The sequence below is a fragment of the Microbacterium lacus genome (genome assembly GCF_039531105.1).
GTDB classification, from domain to species: domain Bacteria; phylum Actinomycetota; class Actinomycetes; order Actinomycetales; family Microbacteriaceae; genus Microbacterium; species Microbacterium lacus.
On record NZ_BAAAPK010000001.1, the window covers coordinates 1,632,797 to 1,650,238 of the forward strand.

Here is a 17,442-nt window from a genome sequence, read left to right on the forward strand (position 1 = left end):
CCCTCGCCCCGGCGTTCGTGCGTACCGTTGATACATGGCTCGCCCGATCCGTCTTCCCGTCAGCCCCGGCCAGGAATCCGTCTGGGACTACCCCCGTCCACCTCGCATCGAGCGCGTCGACAAGCGTGTGACGATCGATCTCGGCGGACAGCGCATCCTCGACACGGGCGATGTCGTCCGTGTTCTCGAGACCAGCCATCCGCCGGTCTACTACGTGCCGATCGCTGCGTTCGCCGACGGTGCGCTCGTGCCGGCGCGCGGTTCGTCGTTCTGCGAGTTCAAGGGTGCCGCACGCTATTTCGACGTCGTCGGCGGCGGGCTGACCGCCGAGGGGGCGGCGTGGAATTATCCGACCCCGTCGCCCGGGTACGAGCTGCTGCGAGACCGTGTGGCCGTGTACGCCGGGCGGATGGATCGATGCACGGTCGACGGCGAAATCGTGGTGCCTCAGCCCGGCGGGTTCTACGGCGGGTGGATCACGTCGGAGATCGTCGGGCCCTTCAAGGGCGAGCCGGGCACGATGGGCTGGTAAGCGCGGCCGGGACCCGACCGGATGCTGAACCTCCGGGTTGGGCCGGGCTGGTTCGCCGGCGTCGCGTGCGTGCTTCTGCCTCTGAGCGCAGGCACGGCGACCGGCATCCGTGTCGTCGAAGACGCTCGCCGCTGTCGCGTCGGTGAGTAGGTTGTGTCCGTGAGCATGCAGCGGAGTCTGGCCGCAGACGGGCCGGCACCCGAGATCGCTTCCGAGCTCGCCCTGTTCGGGCGATTCGTCGGTGAGTGGGAGATCCGCAACGCGCTCTACAGCGAGTCTGCCGGGACCTGGTCAAAGAGCGATTTGCTGTGGAGCTTCGACTGGATCATCGGTGGTCGAGGAATCCAGGACGTGATTGTCGATGCGAGTGGGTCCGCACTGGGTACGACCGTCCGCACGTGGGACTCGCGGATCGGATGGCGTGTGGTTTGGTTCTGCCCGCGCGCGGACGAACATGTCGTTCTCACCGCGAGGGCTTCCGAGGACAGGATCGAGCTCGACGGAGTACAGGCTGACGGCCGTCGTGTGAGGTGGACCTTCAGCGACATCGCACCGGAATCCTTCGCCTGGGACGGTTGGTGTTCCAACGACGGCGGCAGGACGTGGTGGCATGAACAGCACATGGATGCGCGGCGTTTGGTCGGCTGAACGACCGGCTGACGGGACCTGGCGCGCGATTCGTCCTGGGCGTTGCAGCGGTCGCGATGATCGCCGGCACTGCGCTGCATCCGGGCCTGGCCATCAACACCCTTCCGGCTGCTGGACTCTTGGCAGCCGCTTCCGTCCCGTGCCCCAAGACACCCGAGGGAAGTTCGGTGAGTGACCGGCTCGCGGTCGTGACTAGCCCCCTGCAGACTGCCGCTGCTCCCTGAGAAGGGTGTGGAGTCGTCCTGACCCCTCGAGGAGGGCGAGGCTGCGATGGGCGAGGTCTGACAGTCGTTCGTCGAGAAGCGACCGTGCTTCTGTCGTCAGCCCCTGTTCGCGCAGTTGGGCGAGGACGCTCGATATCCGCGGGATGCGATAGCCACCAGCGCGGAGCGCTGCGACGATCCGCGCCTCAGTGATGGCCCTAGCGCTGTACCGACGGGTCTGCGAGCGGCTGATCCGGTCGGGGTTGACGAGTCCTTCGTGCTCCCAATGACGCAGTGCCGACGAGCGAACGCCGAGAGCTTCTGCGAGCTCGCTGATCGTCATGGAGTCGCTGTCGTCGAAGACATGGGTGGTGTCGGCGAGAACGGCATCCAGACCGCGACGTGCTTCACGAATCTCGTGCCGACTGCGGGCGAGCTGAGCGTGCAGGTCGTCGATCGCCTCGGCCGCGGCCTCCAGAGTGCCGTGGATGAGCGTGGGCATCAGCTGTCGCGCCGGCACAGGGCCGATCGCGGCGGCCAGGGCACGATATGCACGCAGCGCGATGACGTGGCGCTCCTGGTATCGCCGGTATCCGTTCGCACCGCGCTCGGCCGCGGGGAGAACGCCCAGCCGTTCGAGATCACGGACCTGTTGAGTGGAGTAGCCCACAGACCGGGCAACGGCAACTGTTGTGAGTCCCGGCTCTTGAGACTTCAGGTTCGTCATCGCAGCTCCCCTCGGTGCAATCTCCACACAAGCACGTGAAGGTGACGATTGAGGGATGGAGATGAATGAGATCGTCGATGTCGTCAGCGGTTTCGAGGGTGTGCTCGTGATCATTCCGGGCGAGGGGAGCGGATCACCGGAATTGGCGTGGGGTGATGCGTTCTTCTACTACGCCCCGGATGGGGTGATGCCTGACCGGATGCAGCCGTACGGGACGATCGTGACGAAGAACTACCCGGATGACGAGGAATCGAGACTCGACGAGCCTGGCCGATTCCGCGTGAACATCCACGTCGGACGCGACCGCGCAGTCCACATTGTCCAAGATGGTGCGAGCCCCGCGGATGCCGACGTATTCGTTTCGCACCCGGTGTACGGGGCCGCGGGTTGGGTGTCGGTGGTCAACCCGGCGACCTCGACATCGGGCCTTGTCGTCTCGCTGCTGCGGGATGCGCATGAAGCGGCTCGATCGCGCGCCCATCGTCGGTCCACTACCGCGTGAGAAAGCCACCGCAGTCAGCTGCGGCGAGGAAATCGGCGCAGCATAGGGAGCTCCTCGGTTCGACACTTCGGTCTGCACCGAAGTATTGCGGTTCTAACCTCTCGACATGACCACTCATCTGTACGAGAGCACATTGAACTGGCAGGGCCGAACGGACTCCTACGAGAACTACGGGCGTCGCCACGAGGTAGCCGTTGCGGGCAGCGTGTTGACGATGAGCGCGGATGCCGCTTTTCACGGCGACCCTGGTCTTCCCAACCCGGAACAGCTCGTCGTCGCCGCCGCGAGCTCGTGCCAGCTGCTCTCGTTCCTCGCAGTGGCGGCTCATGCAGGGGTGGAAGTCTTGGAGTATGAGGATGCGGCATCCGGCGAGATGTCGAGTGAAGACCTTCCGATGCGGCTGACCAACATCGTCCTTCGCCCGCGGATCGTCGTCCACGGCGCCAGCGCCTACCGGGTGGGGAGGCTGGTGCGCAAAGCGCACGACCAGTGCTACGTCGCCAACAGCCTCGGGGCGGACGTCATCGTTGAGCCCTCGATCGAGACGGTGTGATGTTCGACATCGAGATCCCAGCTCCTCACGGAGCCGAATCGCTTGTACTGATCGGACGTGCGCTCGGCGGCGCTGGTGTCGGCCTCGAGGGTGGCGGGATGTGGTCGGGCACAGCCCACTACCTCATCGCCGATAGAGACGCCGCCGTTCTCGCGCTCGTCGAGGCAGGACTCGGTACGCCGTTCGTGCGCCCCGTGGTGGTAGCCGAGTTGGATGCGGATGCTCCCGGTGCCCTGGGGCGCATGATGCAAGTCCTCGTCGATGCGGGAGTCACGCTTCACATCCAGTACAGCGACCACGACAACCGCAAAGTGCTCGTCGTCGATGACGTAGGGCGCGCACGCGAGGCGCTCGCTGGAGCATAGGAGCATGAGTGGAGAGCCCGACATCTCAGTACCCGCGCGTGCGCTCGGTGACCCCGCGCGTGCCCTGATCGCGTCCGCACTCCTCGGCAATCGTCAGATACCCGCGAGCGATCTTGCGCGCGTGGCGGGCGTGTCCGCCTCGACCGCCAGCGAGCACCTTCGCATTCTGATGGACGCGGGACTCCTCGATGTTCAGCAACGTGGCCGGAACAGGTTCTACCGTCTCGCTGGCGAAGGCGCCGCCCGGGCGGTGGAGGCGCTGCAGGGAATCGCACCGTTTCGCGAAGTGCGCTCTCTTCGTCAGTCGACCATCTCGGCCGATCTCCGCCGCGCCCGAACCTGCTACGACCACCTCGCCGGCGATCTCGGTATGCGAATCACCGATCTTCTCACCCGTTCGGGACTTGTGACGCAACTCGCCGTGGGTCAGAGCGCTAATGCGCCGTCGCCGTTTCCTCAGGGAGGGCTCGTCGACGCGCTGAACCTGCGGCCACCACGAGGAGCACGACCCTGGGCGCGTGGTTGCCTGGACTGGAGCAGCCGGCAGCCGCACGTCGCCGGACAACTCGGCGCGCAGGTGCTCGCGACGTTCGAAACGGAGGAGTGGGTGACCCGACGGGTCACCAGCCGGGCCGTGCGGCTGACTGCACGCGGGGAGGACATGCTGGTCGCCCTCGAAGGCCGAGGGTAGTCGGCATCCTTCTCCCCAAACCGTGCCGGCTTTCGTTCGCCGGCGATGGCGGTGTCCCGGCGGTATCCTGTCAGGCGGCGGCTGTCGCGGCGATGCAGACGACGATGGCAGGGATGAGGACGACGGGCGCCATCAGGGCGTGCACGATCACTCGCCATCCGAGCCGCCCTGACAGGGCGACCTTGACCGCGGGTACGTAATCGCGCAGAGAGGGGTTCGTCTGGCCGGTGACTTTTCGCGAGCGTCGCACCATCGTGGCGTCACCGAAGCCGATGAAGGTGAGGAGGATGGCCACCCCGAGCCACCCCCATGCGACGGCACTGGTCGCGAGAAACAATGACCAGGGCACGAGGAACGCGACCATCATGAGGATGTGCGGGAGCACGAGTTCCGCGTTCTGCCCGCGGGCGCGCCGCGCCCACGAGGTGAGCAGCGACAGTCCGAACGCTGCCTGGACCGCCCAGGCCAGCACCACGATGTAGGCCATAGCGGAAGACTACTACTTTCGTAGTCCTGTGTCACTACGAATGTAGTATAGAGTTCGAAGATGCCCAGCACCCGTGACCGTGCGCTCGCCGCGGCCGTCCGTCTTGTCGGTGAGCAGGGGGTGCGGGCGCTCACCCACGCTCGCGTCGATGCCGCCGCTGCGCTTCCGCGGGGCTCGACCTCCAACTGGTTCCGCACTCGTGACGCGCTCGTCGCCGGGGTGGTGGCGTGGATCGCCGATCAAGAACGCGGCGACCTCACCGAAGGCCTCGCCCGCGTGAGCACCGTCGACGACCTGGTCGACGCCATCGCCACCCTTCTCGAGGACGCGACCGGCCGCCACGCGGCACGCACACGAGCCCGGTACGCACTCTTCCTCGAAACGACGGCGACCCCGAACCGGCAGCCCTCGCTGCGCGTCGAAAGATCGCGATTCGAAACGCAGGTCCGTGACATCATGCTGTCCCTCCGCGCCACCGACCCTGAGCTCGCCACCACGACCCTTTTTGCGGTGTCCGCGGGACTCATCGTCAACCGACTCACGATCGCACCTGATGCTCCGATCCGCCCGGCGATCGAGCTCGTCATCGGAGCCATGTTCCCCGGACAGTGATGCCGTGGAACGTCACGTCGCCGGCGCCGTCAGGGAGCGGTCGATCAGACCGTGACGTGATCGCTCACGGCGACGACGCAGAAGCGGTTGCCCTCGGTGTCCTCGAGGACCACGTAGTCGGCATCGGGCGGATAGCCGTGCCAGTCGACTTCTTGTGCACCAAGCGCGATCAGGCGGCGGATCTCGCCCGCCTGATCCTGCGCGTAGAGATCGAGATGGATGCGGGGCGGATAGTGCTGCGGGTATCCCGTTACGGACAAGGCGATGCTCGTACCCGGTTCATGCCACTTCGCCTTGTCTGCCGGGTCGAGGATCACCCAATCCTCAGACGGTTCACTCCGATTCACGTATCCCAATGCCGCTCGCCAGAAGTCACCCGCGCGCCCGATGTCCTCAACGCTCAGCACGATGGTCCCGATGCTCAACATCTCGCCATCGTCCGATAGGGCGCCGACATCGGCAAGACCCGCCGTCGCCGTTCGTCGACCAGTTCGAGCGTGAGTCGAGCTTAGGTGAACCGACGGAGGCGCCACGCGCAAAGGATTCCCCGGTCAGTCCTCATCCCCGGTGTCGCCGCCGTCCTCTTCCTCGAGGAGATTCAGCAGCGCCTGGTCGAACGCCGCGTCGTCGGCAGTCGCCGTGAGCACCGGTTCGGCGGCGAGGGTGAGGTCGATGAGTTCGCGCAGCAGGCCGCCCAGCGTGGTCGATCGCAGCAGTCGCAGCTGATCGAGTTGGCCGAGCGGTGCGATCGCCGCGAGCTGCCAGCTGGATTCGAGCGGATCATCGGAGATCTCGATGTTCGCGTCCCATTGCACCTCGTTGTACTCCGCGGCCCGCGAGAGCACCCGCCGCACGATTCGCTCCGCCTCGTTGCGCAGCGGAGTGAGCGCGTCGTCCCAGACGAGAGGGGGCAGTTCTCGTACGAACGCGGTCGGATAGGGCTCGTCCTCGCTCCAGTCGCTCACCTCGACTCGCGCGCCGCCCACGGCGATCAGGTGGATGTCCTTCTCGGCCGCCATGACGTTCGTGATGCGCGCCATCGTGCCGATGCCGAAGCGCTGGTCGCCGCCGCCGGCTTCGCTGCCGCGTTCGATGAGCACGACGCCGAACTGCGGGTCGTCGTCTTCGAGGAGTCGGCCGAGCATCACGAGGTAGCGCTCCTCGAAGATCCGCAGAGCCAGGGGCGTGTGCGGGAAGAGGACCGTTCCGAGAGGGAACATCGCGACCTGCGCCATCTGTCCAGTCAATCAGCGATCCGGTCCGACAGGTCGGAATCCGTCGAAACCGATGGGTCGTCACAGGCGGTGCATCAGCTCGGGTCGTAGTCTCGGAGCCAGTCCGACGGGGAGGTGCACGATGGCGGAGGACGCGGATGCCGCTCGCGGCGCGCTGCTGTACGTCGAGGACGATCCGCGCATCGCTGCGATGACCGTCGAGGTGCTCTCCGAGGCGTACCGCGTCGATTACGCGACCACGGGCGAGGCGGGACTGCAGCTCGCGCTGAACGGACGCTACGACGTCATGGTCGTCGACCGGCGTCTGCCCGGCATGGACGGAGTCGATTTCATCCGCGCCGTGCGGACCGCGCGCATTACGACACCCATCCTGATGCTGACCGCACTCGGGTCGGTGGACGACCGCGTGAGCGGCCTGGACGGGGGAGCGAACGACTATCTCGTGAAGCCCTTCGACTTCGAAGAGCTGCTCGCGCGGCTGCGCTCGCTGCGGCGCGGCTTCGATGCGGATGCCGGGCGCCGGCGTCTGGGGGAGTGGACGTTCACGCCCGCGTCGCAGGCGCTGTACGACCCGAGCGGGTACCGCATCGCCCTGACCGCGACCGAGACCGCGCTCCTCGAACTCCTCAGCGCGAGCCCCGAGCATGTGTTCTCGCGGGAGGAGATCCTGCGCTCGGTCTTCCGCGAGGGCGAGACGACGAGCTCGGTGGACACGTACGTGCACTACGTCCGACGGAAGTCGACCCGCGACATGATCGAGACCGTCCGCGCTCGCGGCTATCGGGCGGGGAACCCCTCGTGACCGTGCAGGACGACCGCACGCGGGTGCGACGCGCCGCGGTGTCCATCGGTCTCACCGTCGCCGTCGCCTCCGCGCTGATCATCGCCGGAGGGGTCGGACTGCTCCTGGCCGTCATCGTGCTCAATCGGCGACCAGAGGTCGGCGAGCACGACGGGGGATTCCCTCGGCCGGGCGGCGGCGACGACTTCGTGATCGATGCGGACCGGATCCTTCCCGCGGTGATCGTCCTCGGGGTGATCGGCGTCGTGCTGCTCGCCGCCGTCGCCTGGTTCGCGGCACGGCGATCGGTGCGGCCCCTCGGCGAAGCGCTCCGGTTGCAGCGCAACTTCGTCGCGGATGCGTCGCACGAACTGCGCACCCCGCTGACGGCCCTCACGAGCCGGATCCAGCTCCTGCAGCGCCGACACGAGCGCGGCGAGCCGATCGACGGGACGCTCCAGGAGTTGCGGACGGATGCCGCGATGATGAACGACGTGCTGAGCGACCTGCTGCTCGCGGCCGAAGGCGGCGCGAGCGCCGAAGCCCCGGCATCCGTCGACGACGCCGTCGCGGGCGCAGTGCAGTCCGTGCAGCCCCTCGCGTTCGAGGCGGAGGTGTCGGTGCGGACGGAGACGACGGGTCCGCTCACGGTCACCCTGCCCTCCGTCACGCTGACGCGGGTCATCGTGGCGCTGCTGGACAACGCGATCCAGCACTCGCCGAGCGGGGCGGAGGTGGCTGTCCGCGTCGCCCGCGAGGGCGGCGCGGCGGCGATCCGGATCGCCGACCGCGGCTCCGGCATCCGCGGGATCGCCCCGGCGGACGTGTTCGAACGGTTCTCACGGTCGGCCGAGAGCGGCCGCCGGCGCAGCTTCGGCCTCGGGCTCTCCCTCGTCCGCGATGTCGCGGTGCGGGCGGGTGGCGGTGTCGAGGTGGAGAGCACCTCGGCTGCCGGGACGACGTTCCTGCTGCGGCTGCCCCTCGCGTCCTGACCGAGTCAGCCGAGAAGCATCCCCGGCGGGACGACGTCGACGGAGGTTCCGTCGAGCCAGCGGGTGACGCGACCGTCGTCGGCGATCAGGATGCCGGTCCGCGTGCCCGCGCGCGGGATCCACGTGCGGTCCTCGAAGCCTGCGATCACCGCGGTCGTCGCCCAGAGGTCGGCCCGGGCGAGACTCGCATCGACCACCGTCGCGCTGAGGACGCCGCGAGCCGGAGAGCCCGTCCGCGGATCGATGATGTGCGCGCCGCGCTCCGCCGACCCGGAGGTCGCGACGGCGCCGGTGCGCACCGGGAGCGTCGCGATCACCCGTCCCGGATGGCGGGGATCGGCGATCCCCACGTTCCACACCCACGCCGAGCCGCCGGCGGTGAACAGCTGCGCGTCGCCTCCGGCGTTGATGCCGACCGCATCGACGGTGCCGAGCAGCGGCGCGAGGTGGCGCCGCGCGGCGCTCTCCACGGCCCAGCCCTTCACGAATCCGGTCGGATCGAACGTGCCGTTCCACGTGGCGGAGAACAGGCCGCCGGTCTCGATCGCCGCCGCTCGGCACGCCGCCTCCACCTCGGCGACGCGGGGATCGGCATCCCGCAGAGTCAGCTCGCCGCGGGCGATGCGACTGATGTCGGAGTCGGCGCGGTACGTCGAGAACACGCGGTCGATGTCACGCAGCTCCGCGAAGCACGCCGCGATCGACTGCTCAGTCTCCGCGTCGGGGACGCCCCCGGTGAGCACATGGATGCTGATCGGCATCCCCATGATCTCCTCCACGCGCACCGAACGGGTGAGGGCCGCGGCGCCGGTCGCGATCATCAGGCGCTCGCCTGGTCGATCGCGCTCTGCAGCGAGGCCATGTAGCCCTGGCTGGTGTAGGTCGCGCCCGACACCATGTCGATCTGCGCGCTCTGCGCCTGCGTCGTCTCGGCGATCAGGGTCGGCAGAGCGCGGGCGTTGATCTGCTGGTCTTCGCGGTTGCTGTTCGGGTACTGCGGCACCTGCACGTCGGTGATGACGCCTCCGGACACGGTGATCTGCACCTGGACGGCGCCGTAGCGCGTGTTCGCCGCGCCACCGGTGTACGTGCCGTCGGTCAAGCCGCTCGCGGCGGTCGTCGATCCGGAGGACGAGGACGAGCCGGACGAACTCGAGGTGGAGCCGCTCGAGGAGGACGAGCCACCCTCGCTCGACTCATCGTCGCCGGACTCGGTCGACTCGTCGTCCGAGCTCTGCGTCCCGGTGCTCGGGGCCGCGCTCGTGCCGGTGGTGGCACCCGTGTCCGCCACGGCGAGAGGCTGCACCGCGTCGAGGGAGGTACGGTAGCTGAACAGCAGGACCAGACCGCTGAGGGTGGCCAGGACGGCGTAGACGATTCTCTTCATGGTGTGCTCCTCGAGCGGGCTCAGATGGTGAAGGCTTCGGAGTGGATGCGGTCGCCCCGGACGCCCGCCTGCTTCAGGTCGCGGATCACGGCGTCCATCCACGGGACGGGGCCGCACACGTACACGTCGTAGGCTGCGATGTCGGGGGCGAGGTAGCGGATGAGGTCCGGTCCCCGCCACGCCGCGTGACCGGCATCCAGCCACGACGATGCGCCGGGGTTGCGGGGACCGGACAGCGCGGCGTGACGCACACCCCGCTCGGCGACCAGGCGTGCGATCGCACCCTGGCGGAGCGCGTCGCGCTCGGTGTGGTCACGGGTCAGCAGGATCGCGTCGCCGGGGCGGTACGCCTGCTCCTCCAGGAGCGACACGAGCGGCGCCACTCCGGCGCCGGCGCCGATCAGGAGCAGCTTCGACCCCTTCCGCGCGTCGCCGGTCATGTGCCCGTAGGGCCCCTCGATGAGCACCCGGGTGCCGGGGCGCAGTCGGGTCAGGCGCTGCGTGCCGTCGCCGGCGATGCGCGCCGAGATCCGCAGCGACCGGCCGTCGGGCGCGCCGGAGAGGGAGAACGGGTTGCCGCGCGTCCAGCCGGCGCCGTCGAGGAAGCGCCACACGAAGAACTGGCCACCCCGTGCGCCGAGGCGGTGCAGGTCGCGTCCCGCCATGTGCACGGTCACGCCGTTCTCGCCGTCGGGCTCGACCGCGTGCACCCGTACGCCGTGCCGTGCGGAGCGGACCAGCGGGATGCCGACCCGGAAGACCAGGACGGATGCCGCCGCCAGCGCCCAGAGCGTCCACCAGTAGACCGTCGCCGCGGGCGAGGACAGGAAGTCGGCGCCTGTCCACAGCTGGTGCGGCAGCGCGAGGAAGACGCCGACGTACGCGTACAGGTGCAGCAGGTGCCAGGACTCGTAGCGCAGCTTCTTCCGCGCGCGGCGGATCGAGGTGACGACGACGAGCAGGATCAGGAGCGTTCCCGCCGTGGCGAGCAGCATTCCGGGGTACTCCCAGATGAACTCCCAGAGCTGCACGAACGGGTTCACGGCCGCGGTCGCGGCGTAGCCCAGGACGAGGAGCACGATGTGCGCTCCCATGAGCCAGAACGACCAGAATCCGACGAAGCGGTGCATGCGGGTGATCGCGTCACGCCCGAAGCCGCGCTCGAACAGCGGGATCCGCGCCATGAGCAGGACCTGATAGAGCAGGAGGTTCGCGCCGACGAGGCCCGTCAGTCGTCCGAGTGTCGTAAGGGTCTCGCCGTCGAACCCCAGGGTGGCCGTCACCCCGCCGCCGGCGACCCACAGCGCGACGACGAACAGGCTCGTGAGCCAGATGACCGCGGTCGCCGCAGCATGCCAGAGGGCGCGCCGCGCAGGGCGGTGGACGAGCGGCACAGCCGGCGCCGGGGGAGCGGACACGGAGGATACCGGGATCGTGTGCGTCCGCGGAGCGAGAGTGGTCATGGGTTCATCGTGGAGAGCGGATTCTGAGGAGCCACTAAGAATTGGCCCGTCACAGCGAGCTCATAGGCAACGCTGGGCGTAAGCAGGAACGACGCCGCTTCTAGACTGACGCGATGTCCTCCTTCGTCGCCGCCCTCGCCGTCGGCCCCATCGTGCTGGACGGCGGTCTCGGAACCCTGTTGGAGTCGCACGGCCACGACATGAGTTCGTCGCTGTGGTCGGCCCGGCTCCTCCTGGAAGACCCCGATGCCATCCGGCGCGCTCACCGCGAGTACTTCGACGCGGGCGCGCGGGTGGCGATCACGTCGTCGTACCAGGTGAGCCACACCGGTCTCGCGGCCGCCGGATTCGACCACGCCGACGTCGAGCGGGCTCTGCATCGCAGCGTGGAACTCGCGCGACAGGCGCGCGAGGACGCGGGACTCGGCGCCGACGAGGCGTGGGTCGCGGCATCCGTCGGACCGTACGGCGCAGCGCTCGCCGACGGCAGCGAGTACACCGGCGCGTACGGGCGGACCGTCGACGAGCTGCGCGAATGGCATCGGCCGCGGCTCGCCGCGCTCGCCGCTGCGGCGCCGGACGTCCTCGCGATCGAGACCGTGCCCTCTCTCGTCGAAGTCGAGGCGATCACGGCCGAACTCGACGGCATCGGCATCCCCGCCTGGGTCAGCGTCACGGTCGCAGACGGCAGACTGCGCGCGGGCGATGACCTCGCGGACGCATTCGCGCTCGCCGCCGGCGTCCCTGAGATCGTCGCGGCTGGAGTGAACTGCTGCGACACGGCCGAGATCACCGGGGCGCTCGCCGCGCTGCGGGCGTCCGGCGGCGGACTTCCCGGGGTCGTCTACCCCAACAGCGGCGAGCTCTGGCACGCGCAGGAGCGCGCCTGGTCGGGGTCGGCATCCGAGATCGCCGCGCATGCCGGCGACTGGGCCGCCGGCGGGGCGCGACTGGTCGGCGGATGCTGCCGCGTCGGCCCCGATCAGATCTCGGCCGTCGCCCGCCGGCTCGTGCGCTGAGCGCGTACTGCGCCCCGCGGACGGCCGTGGCGACGTAGCGTGGAAGCTCACCGATCGGAGGCACTCATGTCGCGCATTCTCATCATCGGCGGGCACGGAAAGATCGCCCTGCTGCTGGCCCCCCTGCTCGCCGAGCGAGGGCACGAGGTGACCAGCGTGGTGCGGAACCCCGATCACGTCATCGACGTCGAGTCCGCGGGCGCGACGGGCGTCGTCGCCGACGTCGAGACCCTCTCCATCGCGGACCTGGCCGATCTGTTCGCCGGGCAGGATGCGATCGTGTGGTCCGCCGGCGCCGGGGGCGGCAGCCCGCAGCGCACGTACGCGGTCGACCGCGACGCGGCGATCCGCTCCATGGATGCGGCGGAGCGGGCGGGGGTCGACCGCTACGTCATGGTGTCCTACTTCGGCGCGGGTCCCGACCACGGCGTCGACCCCGACGACGCCTTCTTCGCCTACGCCGAGGCCAAGGCGGCCGCCGACGCGCACCTCCGCAAGAGCGCGCTGTCCGCCACCATCCTCGCCCCGAGCGCGCTGACCCTCGACGAGCCGACCGGTCGGATCGACGTCGGTGCCGCCGAGTCGGCTTCGGTCCCGCGCGCGGACGTCGCGGCGGTGATCGCGGACGTGCTCGCCACCCCCGCCACGATCGGGCGGACGATCCGCTTCAACTCGGGCGACGTCCCGATCTCGGATGCGATCGGGTGAGCGCCCCCGACGATGACCTCGACGCTCTGATCGCGGAGGCGCTGCACGACGTCCGGCAGCGGCTCGCCGCGCTGCAGGAGCGGCTCGACGTCATCCGCGCCGCGCGCGCCGGCGCCAACGACGACGACGAGCACGATCCGGAGGGGTCCACCCTGTCGACGGAGTGGTCACGGGCGGAGGGCCAGCGGGCGGATGCCGAGAAGGAGCTCGCGGATCTCGACGTCGCCCTCGAGCGGCGGCGCGCGGGGTCGTATGGGATCTGCGTTTCGTGCGGTCAGCCGATCCCGATCGAGCGTCTGCGGCTACGGCCGGCTGCCGTGCTGTGCGTGCCCTGCGCGAGCCGTCTCTGACACCAGACTCGTCCAGGCGCCGACGAGTACCACAGCGATCGCACCGCTCACGAGCCAGGTCGCGAACGCCGCGATCGCTCCGGTGATGAAGAAGCCGAGCAGCAGCGCGCCGACCCAGAGGACGACGATCGAGAGCAGCGAGCCGATCGAGAGCAGGATCGCCCGCCACGGCCGTCGTGCGAACACCCGGACGCCCGCGAGCCCGTCTCCGGCGGCGATCCCGGGCATGACGACGAGGGCGAGCACCGCGGCGAACGGCACGGCGATCGGACTCAGCAGAGCGGATGCCGTCATCGCGAGCACCGCGAGGACGGACCCGAACCACACCCACCAGCGCGGCCACGGCATCCGCCCGCCGACGACGGCGGCACGAGCCGCGACCGCGACGGCCGCCGACGCGGCACTGAACGCGAGGAACGAGGCGGCGGCGAGCGCGAGGAATCCCGCGCCCGGCTCGGGGGTGAGCGCGGGCGCGACGGTCGCCGCCTGCACGACGGCATTGATCAGGACGACGGGGACGAAGACGCGCCAGCCCCGCGCGACGATGCGCCAGGCGCTCATCCGGCGGGCCTCAGCGCCTTCTCGAGGGCTTCCTGGATGCTGCCCTGGTAGAGCACAACGTCGCCGACCGTGACCGTGACCGAGGCCGGGTCGTCGGCGGGGGAGAGCACGGTGATGCCCTCGCCAGCGAGCGTCTCGCCGGTGCACGAGATCGCGCCGTCGGACTCGGTCGTGCAGTCCGGAGCCGTGAGCAGCTCGGTACCGGATGCCACCAGCACGTCGATCGCCGCGAAGCGGACCTCCGCGAGGTGATCCCCGCCGACCGGAGCGATCGCCGCGACCTGCGAGCATCCGGTCAGCAGGAGGACGCCCGCCGCGAGCAGGGCGAACGGGATTCGCGTGCGACCGCTCATGCGTCGATCCTGTCCTCGTAGGCGACGATGCGCGCGCGTTCGGTCATGTGCTGGGCCTCCAGGGCGGCATCCGTGATCCTCGACAGGTCGAACGGCGCCTTCAGCAGGAGCTCGGTGTTGCGATCCAGCGGCGACCCGCGACGCATGTCGGGGCTCTCGGCCCAGTCGTTCGCCGCGAACTCGCGGCTGCGGGCGGCCAGATCCGCTGAGGAGCCGCCGGTGCCGGGCACCGCGGGGGAGGCGTGATCGAGCACGGTCGTAAACAGCGACAGGGTCCCGTCGCGGTTGTCGACGATCTCGACCACCTGCTGCTGCTGGGGGAAGTCGATGCACGACGCGGTCGTGATCTCCCAGAAGCCGCCCGAGGAGGAGGTGTGGGCGAGGATCTGGTTCAGGTGGGTGTGGCCGTTCAGCCACCCCACCACGACGGGGAAGCGCAGCAGCAGGTCGATGAACTCCTCGGCGCCGTGCAGCACCTCGGTCTCTCCGGGGCGCTGCGCCCGGTTCTCGAGGGTCAGGCTGTTGTGGTGACTGAAGATCAGCGCGAGCTTCTGTTCTGCCTGCGCCTGCTCGAGCTCCTTCTCGAGCCAGCGGAACTGCGTGTCCGGCACGGCACCGTCGGGGCCGGCGACCTGGTTGCACGTGTCGAGGCCGAACGCTCGGACATGCGGGCTGAGGTCGGTCTTCCACCACGTCTCGCCGGTGTCGAGGTTGCGCTGCGTGAAGCCGTGTCCAACCGGGCCCGGAGTGGGCTCGGTGCGGAAGTGCTCGGCCATGAACTCGCGCTGCTCGAACAGGCGCCGCGCGGGATTGGCCGGCACGGATCGGAAGCCGCTGCGCCCGAGCGCGAGACCGAGCGCGTCGCCGGCCTGCTGCAGGGCGCTCCCGGTCGCGGCGTACCCTGCCAGGACGCTGCCGGCCGTCGCTTCGAGCGTGTACGACTTCCGGCCGCCGATCGCCAGGGCGTGCAGCGGCGGGCTCAGGTCGAACGTGCCCAGCAGCAGGGTGTCGTGATTGCCGTACACCGCGTACCAGGGTGCGGGAAGGCCGACCGAAGGCACCGGGGTCGCGATGGCCTCGGCCAACAGGGACGGCAGCGTCGGGAACCCGTACTCTCCGAACGCACCGCCGGCGGGATCCTTCGGCCGGTACGCCCACACGGCTTCCGCCCACGCCTGCACGCCCTGGTAGGTCGCGCCGGCGCTCGCCGGATTCACGGTGAGCCCGTCCATCAGATCGATGTACCACCGCAGCTCGAGGTGCGAGTGCATGTCGGCGCTGTCGCCCGTCACGATCGCGGCGCTCATCGGCGCACCGGTCAGCGGGCTGTACCGCGCGTCCGAGAACGCGCGGACCATCGCCGCGGTCGTGTGGACGCTCATCGGATCCTGCGGGTGGAAGGCCGACCCCCACGCGGAGTGGTCCTGGACGATCATCGGCTCGATGCGACCCGGGGACTGCGCGTCGATCACGTGCAGATCCGAGAGATGGCCCAGGTACAGCAGCGAGCGTCTCGCGGCGGCGCGGTCGGGGTTCGCGGTCGCGCGCAGGACGTCGAGCCGCGGAATGTACGGCTCGCCGGGACCGGTCACGAGCGTGCGGTAGCGGCCCTTCTGCACGCCGCCCTGCAGGATCGTCTGAGCGAGCGTCGTCGGCACGTCGACGGCGGATGCCGCGCGGACGGACCCGGCGTGCAGAAGCGGCCCGAGCCGGTCGAAGGAGACCCCGGTCGCGGCAGCCAGCAGAGCGGTACGCGCCAGGAACTGGCGTCGCGAGAGACCTGCCATCGTGTCGTCCATTCGGGTGCGCGGCGAGTTCGCATGGGCGTTTCGAGTCGTACTTTATCGGCTCGGGGGCCGGATCCCGCTCAGTCCTCGCGTCGGAACCGCGGCCCGTCGTATCCGTCTCGGTGCACCGGCTCGTCCCACAGCGCGCGGGGGCGTACCCAGAGGCCGCCCTCGCCGTAGAGCGCCCGGTAGACGACCAGCTCTTCCTCGGTCTCGCTGTGCCGCGCCGTGCCGATCACCTCGTATTCGCCGCCCTTGAAGTGGCGGTACCGGCCGGGTTCGAGGGGTGCGTGTACGGTCACGCTCGGAGTGTACGCGGCGTCCGGCGGCCGGGGACGCCGCAGGACGCGACGTCCGCTGGTGCGGTGTCTTCGGTCCTGAACGTCTCGGCGTACCTTTTCATGCGGATCGCCGACCCGGCGTCGCTGCAGCCCGTGCTGCGCGAGCGTGCCCAGGCGAGCGGGCTCAAGGGCACGATTCTGCTGGCGGAAGAGGGCATCAACCTGTTCCTCGCCGGCGCCGCGGATGCCGTTCGCGGGTTCCTGGACGACCTGCGCCGCGATGAGCGGTTCGCGGCGCTCGCCGCGAAAGAGAGCTGGTCGCGCGAGCAGCCGTTCGGACGATTGCTCGTGAAGGTCAAGCGCGAGATCATCCGTATGGACCACCCGACGATCCAGCCCGCGGGAGGCCGCGCGCCGGCGGTCGATCCGCTCACGCTGCGTCGATGGCTGGATGCCGGTGTGGATGATCGAGGACGAGAGGTCGTCCTGATCGACACGCGCAACGCGTTCGAGGTCGACTACGGCGCGTTCGACGGTGCCGTCGACTGGCGCATCGAGCGGTTCACGCAGTTCCCGGCTGCCGCGGCCCGCCACCGCGACGACCTGCAGGGGAAGACCGTCGTCAGCTATTGCACGGGCGGAATCCGGTGCGAGAAGGCCGCGCTGTACCTGCGGTCCGAAGGTGTGGAGGCGCTTCAGCTGGAGGGAGGCATCCTCGGCTACTTCGCGGCGGCCGGCGGCGCGCACTGGACGGGGGAGTGCTTCGTGTTCGACGAGCGGGAGGCGCTCACGCCCGAACTCACGCCGCGGGAGCAGCACGCGTGACCGCGCGTCCCTCCCGCCGATCGGTCGCCCTCGCGTTCGGTCTGGACGCCGTGCTGGTCGTCGTGTTCGCCGCACTCGGGCGGGCGAGCCACGACTCCGCTGTGCTCGCCGGGCTCTGGGGGACCGCATGGCCCTTCCTGGCGGGGCTCGTCGCCGGCTGGCTCGTGACGCTCGGCTGGCGGCGACCCGCAGCGCCGGTGCGGACCGGACTCGGGGTGTGGGTCGTGACCGTGGTGGGTGGCATGCTGCTGCGTGCGGCATCCGGTCAGGGCATCGCGTTGGCGTTCATCATCGTCGCAACCCTGACGCTGCTCGTCACGCTCGTGGGGTGGCGCGTCGTGGCGGTCGTGGTGCGAAGGGTCCGCGCGCGCAGGAGGTGA

25 protein-coding genes are annotated in these 17,442 nt (G+C 69.5%); 14 read left to right on the forward strand and 11 right to left on the reverse strand.

Features of this window, described 5'->3' with window-relative positions:
* The first annotated feature begins 34 nt into the window (after positions 1-34).
* Positions 35-532, forward strand: coding sequence for a DUF427 domain-containing protein (locus ABD197_RS07660; protein ID WP_344053210.1), 498 nt, complete (start codon positions 35-37; stop codon positions 530-532).
* A gap of 159 nt (positions 533-691) precedes the next feature.
* Positions 692-1,180, forward strand: coding sequence for a hypothetical protein (locus ABD197_RS07665; protein WP_344053212.1), 489 nt, complete (start codon positions 692-694; stop codon positions 1,178-1,180).
* A 192-nt stretch (positions 1,181-1,372) separates the two neighbouring features.
* On the opposite strand, the gene ABD197_RS07670 is transcribed toward ABD197_RS07665, so the two are convergent.
* Complete coding sequence (locus tag ABD197_RS07670) at positions 1,373-2,110, reverse strand: MerR family transcriptional regulator (protein WP_344053214.1); 738 nt, start codon at positions 2,108-2,110, stop codon at positions 1,373-1,375.
* Between the two features lie 55 nt (positions 2,111-2,165).
* Here ABD197_RS07670 and ABD197_RS07675 point away from each other — a divergent pair, with 55 nt between their 5' ends.
* The 4 genes from ABD197_RS07675 to ABD197_RS07690 all read left to right on the forward strand — a co-directional run bounded on the left by ABD197_RS07675 (position 2,166) and on the right by ABD197_RS07690 (position 4,221).
* The gene (locus ABD197_RS07675; RefSeq protein ID WP_344053216.1) at positions 2,166-2,612 is read left to right on the forward strand and encodes a DUF6194 family protein; all 447 of its coding nucleotides are present in this window, start codon (positions 2,166-2,168) and stop codon (positions 2,610-2,612) included.
* 106 nt (positions 2,613-2,718) lie between these two features.
* Positions 2,719-3,165, forward strand: coding sequence for an OsmC family protein (locus ABD197_RS07680; protein WP_344053218.1), 447 nt, complete (start codon positions 2,719-2,721; stop codon positions 3,163-3,165).
* Positions 3,165-3,530 carry a hypothetical protein gene (locus ABD197_RS07685; RefSeq protein ID WP_344053220.1) on the forward strand — a complete coding sequence of 122 codons (366 nt, stop codon included), beginning with the start codon at positions 3,165-3,167 and terminating at the stop codon, positions 3,528-3,530. The genes ABD197_RS07680 and ABD197_RS07685 overlap by 1 nt, the downstream gene beginning before the upstream one ends.
* 4 nt (positions 3,531-3,534) lie before the next feature.
* On the forward strand, positions 3,535-4,221 hold the full coding sequence (locus tag ABD197_RS07690) for an ArsR/SmtB family transcription factor (RefSeq protein ID WP_344053222.1): 687 nt from the start codon (positions 3,535-3,537) through the stop codon (positions 4,219-4,221).
* Positions 4,222-4,291: 70 nt separating this feature from the next.
* Here the strand turns inward: ABD197_RS07690 and ABD197_RS07695 are convergent, their stop codons facing one another.
* Positions 4,292-4,708 carry a hypothetical protein gene (locus ABD197_RS07695; protein WP_344053224.1) on the reverse strand — a complete coding sequence of 139 codons (417 nt, stop codon included), beginning with the start codon at positions 4,706-4,708 and terminating at the stop codon, positions 4,292-4,294.
* A 60-nt stretch (positions 4,709-4,768) separates the two neighbouring features.
* Between ABD197_RS07695 and ABD197_RS07700 the strand changes: the two genes are divergently transcribed.
* A complete protein-coding gene (locus tag ABD197_RS07700; RefSeq protein ID WP_344053225.1) occupies positions 4,769-5,320 on the forward strand; it encodes a TetR/AcrR family transcriptional regulator in 552 nt (183 codons plus the stop codon).
* A 44-nt stretch (positions 5,321-5,364) separates the two neighbouring features.
* On the opposite strand, the gene ABD197_RS07705 is transcribed toward ABD197_RS07700, so the two are convergent.
* Positions 5,365-5,748, reverse strand: coding sequence for a VOC family protein (locus ABD197_RS07705; protein ID WP_344053227.1), 384 nt, complete (start codon positions 5,746-5,748; stop codon positions 5,365-5,367).
* A gap of 123 nt (positions 5,749-5,871) precedes the next feature.
* On the reverse strand, positions 5,872-6,555 hold the full coding sequence (locus ABD197_RS07710; RefSeq protein WP_344053229.1) for an LON peptidase substrate-binding domain-containing protein: 684 nt from the start codon (positions 6,553-6,555) through the stop codon (positions 5,872-5,874).
* A gap of 121 nt (positions 6,556-6,676) precedes the next feature.
* Between ABD197_RS07710 and ABD197_RS07715 the strand changes: the two genes are divergently transcribed.
* Together ABD197_RS07715 and ABD197_RS07720 are read left to right on the forward strand one after the other, a co-directional pair.
* Entirely contained in the window at positions 6,677-7,357 is a 681-nt protein-coding gene (locus tag ABD197_RS07715; RefSeq protein ID WP_344053231.1) for a response regulator transcription factor, read from the forward strand.
* Positions 7,354-8,328 (forward strand): sensor histidine kinase, encoded by a 975-nt coding sequence (locus ABD197_RS07720; RefSeq protein WP_344053233.1) that lies wholly within the window; start codon positions 7,354-7,356, stop codon positions 8,326-8,328. Before ABD197_RS07715 ends, ABD197_RS07720 begins: the two co-directional genes overlap by 4 nt.
* Before the next feature lie 5 nt (positions 8,329-8,333).
* On the opposite strand, the gene ABD197_RS07725 is transcribed toward ABD197_RS07720, so the two are convergent.
* From ABD197_RS07725 to ABD197_RS07735, 3 genes are read right to left on the reverse strand one after another with little or no spacing between them, the layout of a single operon-like run.
* Positions 8,334-9,149 (reverse strand): FAD:protein FMN transferase, encoded by an 816-nt coding sequence (locus tag ABD197_RS07725; protein ID WP_344053235.1) that lies wholly within the window; start codon positions 9,147-9,149, stop codon positions 8,334-8,336.
* Entirely contained in the window at positions 9,149-9,715 is a 567-nt protein-coding gene (locus ABD197_RS07730) for an FMN-binding protein (protein ID WP_344053237.1), read from the reverse strand. The genes ABD197_RS07725 and ABD197_RS07730 overlap by 1 nt, the downstream gene beginning before the upstream one ends.
* 20 nt (positions 9,716-9,735) lie before the next feature.
* The gene (locus ABD197_RS07735) at positions 9,736-11,178 is read right to left on the reverse strand and encodes a ferredoxin reductase family protein (RefSeq protein ID WP_344053239.1); all 1,443 of its coding nucleotides are present in this window, start codon (positions 11,176-11,178) and stop codon (positions 9,736-9,738) included.
* Between the two features lie 113 nt (positions 11,179-11,291).
* Between ABD197_RS07735 and mmuM the strand changes: the two genes are divergently transcribed.
* From mmuM to ABD197_RS07750, 3 genes are all read left to right on the forward strand, one after another.
* Positions 11,292-12,197 (forward strand): homocysteine S-methyltransferase, encoded by a 906-nt coding sequence (mmuM, locus tag ABD197_RS07740; RefSeq protein ID WP_344053241.1) that lies wholly within the window; start codon positions 11,292-11,294, stop codon positions 12,195-12,197.
* A 66-nt stretch (positions 12,198-12,263) separates the two neighbouring features.
* Positions 12,264-12,905, forward strand: a complete 642-nt coding sequence (locus ABD197_RS07745) for an NAD(P)H-binding protein (RefSeq protein ID WP_344053243.1) — start codon at positions 12,264-12,266, stop codon at positions 12,903-12,905.
* Entirely contained in the window at positions 12,902-13,255 is a 354-nt protein-coding gene (locus ABD197_RS07750) for a TraR/DksA family transcriptional regulator (protein WP_344053245.1), read from the forward strand. The genes ABD197_RS07745 and ABD197_RS07750 overlap by 4 nt, the downstream gene beginning before the upstream one ends.
* On the opposite strand, the gene ABD197_RS07755 is transcribed toward ABD197_RS07750, so the two are convergent.
* The 4 genes from ABD197_RS07755 to ABD197_RS07770 form a co-directional block, all read right to left on the reverse strand.
* Positions 13,208-13,816, reverse strand: coding sequence for a hypothetical protein (locus ABD197_RS07755; RefSeq protein WP_344053247.1), 609 nt, complete (start codon positions 13,814-13,816; stop codon positions 13,208-13,210). The two genes, ABD197_RS07750 and ABD197_RS07755, sit on opposite strands and share 48 nt — an antisense overlap.
* A complete protein-coding gene (locus ABD197_RS07760) occupies positions 13,813-14,169 on the reverse strand; it encodes a hypothetical protein (protein ID WP_344053249.1) in 357 nt (118 codons plus the stop codon). The genes ABD197_RS07755 and ABD197_RS07760 overlap by 4 nt, the downstream gene beginning before the upstream one ends.
* Positions 14,166-15,956: a TIGR03767 family metallophosphoesterase gene (locus ABD197_RS07765; protein WP_344053251.1), complete on the reverse strand. Its 1,791-nt coding sequence runs from the start codon at positions 15,954-15,956 to the stop codon at positions 14,166-14,168. The genes ABD197_RS07760 and ABD197_RS07765 overlap by 4 nt, the downstream gene beginning before the upstream one ends.
* 80 nt (positions 15,957-16,036) lie before the next feature.
* Positions 16,037-16,258, reverse strand: a complete 222-nt coding sequence (locus ABD197_RS07770; RefSeq protein WP_344053253.1) for a DUF1653 domain-containing protein — start codon at positions 16,256-16,258, stop codon at positions 16,037-16,039.
* A 63-nt stretch (positions 16,259-16,321) separates the two neighbouring features.
* On the opposite strand from ABD197_RS07770, the gene ABD197_RS07775 reads away from it, so the two are divergent.
* Both ABD197_RS07775 and ABD197_RS07780 read left to right on the forward strand, forming a co-directional pair.
* Positions 16,322-17,062 (forward strand): sulfurtransferase, encoded by a 741-nt coding sequence (locus ABD197_RS07775; protein ID WP_344053255.1) that lies wholly within the window; start codon positions 16,322-16,324, stop codon positions 17,060-17,062.
* Complete coding sequence (locus ABD197_RS07780; RefSeq protein ID WP_344053257.1) at positions 17,059-17,442, forward strand: DUF3054 domain-containing protein; 384 nt, start codon at positions 17,059-17,061, stop codon at positions 17,440-17,442. Before ABD197_RS07775 ends, ABD197_RS07780 begins: the two co-directional genes overlap by 4 nt.